This window comes from Ensifer sp. ZNC0028, assembly GCF_000799055.1.
Classification (GTDB): domain Bacteria; phylum Pseudomonadota; class Alphaproteobacteria; order Rhizobiales; family Rhizobiaceae; genus Ensifer.
In genome coordinates this window covers 1-2,227 of record NZ_JTLA01000195.1, presented here as the reverse complement: position 1 = coordinate 2,227, position 2,227 = coordinate 1, and the positions used below count along the sequence as shown (strand labels likewise).

Annotated in this window: 1 protein-coding gene; it reads left to right on the top strand. The window is 65.7% G+C overall.

Translation table 11 applies throughout. The features are described from left to right. Nucleotides 1-402: 402 nt before the first annotated feature. On the top strand, nt 403-2,227 hold a 1,825-nt coding region (gene hrpB, locus L981_RS32410), incomplete at its 3' end, for an ATP-dependent helicase HrpB (RefSeq protein WP_043626737.1).

Sequence of the window (2,227 nt, the reverse complement as noted above, 5' to 3'; positions counted from 1 at the left end):
CTGATTATAAACAATAATTCCAGCTGTTGATAAACTAGGTCGATTTAATGCGTCGGAAAACCAGCGAATCTACAGCGCGAATCTTTGACCAGACGGTCAAAAACTTGACGGCCATTTCGTGTGGTCAAAACGCCCCTCTGAGCGACCTCTTCTATATATAGACAGCAAGGGCCTTTCGGCCGTCAGATGTAGATGCCCCCAGCAATGAAGCGCCATGCGAAGCGCGCTCACGGATGCGCCTGCTTGCCCTTGGGCCGACAATTGCCGTACTTGCGAATTGTCCGCCCTGCCCGACATGACGATCCATGCGGCGGGCAGACCGACAACATGGTGATGCATGAGCCGACGGATGCGCCGAGCGTAGGCAGCGCCATCATCTCTCTATAGGGCGGAGAACCAGACGTGACGACACAGCTTCCTGCGCTTCCGGTTCGCGAGGTGCTGCCCGCACTGGCACATGCGCTGACCGCAGGCCCCTCCGTGGTGCTTTCCGCCCCGCCCGGCGCCGGCAAGACGACGCTCGTTCCGCTCTTCCTGCTCGATCAGGTCTGGGCAAAGGGCGGAAAGATCATTCTGCTCGAGCCGCGGCGGCTGGCAGCGCGCGCAGCCGCAGGCCGCATGGCCGAGCTGCTCGGAGAGAAAGTCGGTGAAACCGTCGGCTATCGCATGCGTCTCGACAACCGCGTCTCCGGCAAGACACGCATCGAAGTGGTGACCGAGGGTGTGTTTGCCCGCATGATCCTCGACGACCCGGAACTCAAGGGCGTCGCAGCCGTGCTGTTTGACGAATTCCACGAGCGCTCGCTCGACGCGGATTTCGGCCTGGCGCTGGCGCTCGACGTGCAGGCGGCACTGCGCGACGACCTGAAGATCATCGTCATGTCGGCAACGCTCGATGTCGAGCGGGTCTCGGGCCTGCTTGGCGGTGCGCCGGTCATCGAGAGCCAGGGGCGCAGCTATCCGATCGACATCCGCTACCAGGACCGCGGCGGCGACAGCGTCGAGGAGACGATGCTGCGGGCCATTGCCGAAGCGCATCGCACGGAAGACGGCTCGATCCTCGCCTTTTTGCCGGGCCAGGCCGAAATCACCCGCGTCGCCACGCGACTGCAGGACCGCTTCGATAGCAATACGGCGATCGTACCGCTCTACGGCAACCTGACCCAGAAGGAGCAGGATGCGGCGATCCGGCCGGCGCCATCAGGCACGCGCAAGATCGTGCTTGCCACCTCGATCGCCGAGACCTCGATCACCATCGACGGTGTGCGCATCGTCATCGACAGCGGCCTGCAGCGCCTTCCGGTCTTTGAAGCCGCGACCGGGATCACCCGGCTGGAGACGGTGCGCGTGTCGCGTGCGTCGGCCGACCAGCGCGCCGGCCGCGCCGGGCGAACCGAACCCGGCATTGCCATCCGCCTCTGGCACAGCGGCCAGACCGCGGCGCTCGCTGCCTTCACGCCGCCGCAGATTCTGGCCAGCGACCTCTCCGGCCTGCTGCTCGACTGCGCCCATTGGGGTGTCAGCGATCCCACCACCCTTGCCTTCATCGATCCTCCGCCGGAAACGACGCTTGCCGAGGCCAAGAAACTGCTAGCCAGCCTCGGCGCCCTGGACGAGACCGGCGCGCTGACGCCAGCCGGCCGCAAGATCCGCGATCTCGCCTTGCCGCCGCGGCTTGCGGCCATGGCGGTTGCTGCCGCCGAAGAGGGCCAGGCGGAAGCGGCCTGTCTGCTGGCGGTTATGCTCACCGAACAGGGCCTCGGCGGCAACAGCATCGATCTCGAGGATCGGCTACGCCGCTTCCGGCAGGAACGTGGCGACCGCGCCGAGGCCTCGCGCAATCTGGCGCGGCGCATGGCGGCCGAGTTGAAGGGCGCTCCGAAATCGAACGAACCGATCCAGCCGGGTGCGCTGCTGATGCACGCCTTTCCCGACCGCATCGCACTTCAGCGCGGCGGCCGCGGCCGGTTCGTCATGGCAAACGGGCGGGGTGCCGAGATCCCCGAGACAGAACGCTTGGCGGCGGCTTCCATGCTTGTCATCGCCGACCTGACCGGCCGGGCCGGTGGGCAGCGCGTGCTGGCGGCGGCAGAGCTGACACGCGCCGAGGTCGAAGCGCATATGCCCGAGGCAATTACGCGCGAAGACCAGTGCTTTTTCGACAAGGCCAGCCGGCAGGTGCGGGCACGGCGGGTGACGCGGCTCGGCGCTATCATCTTCGAGGAAG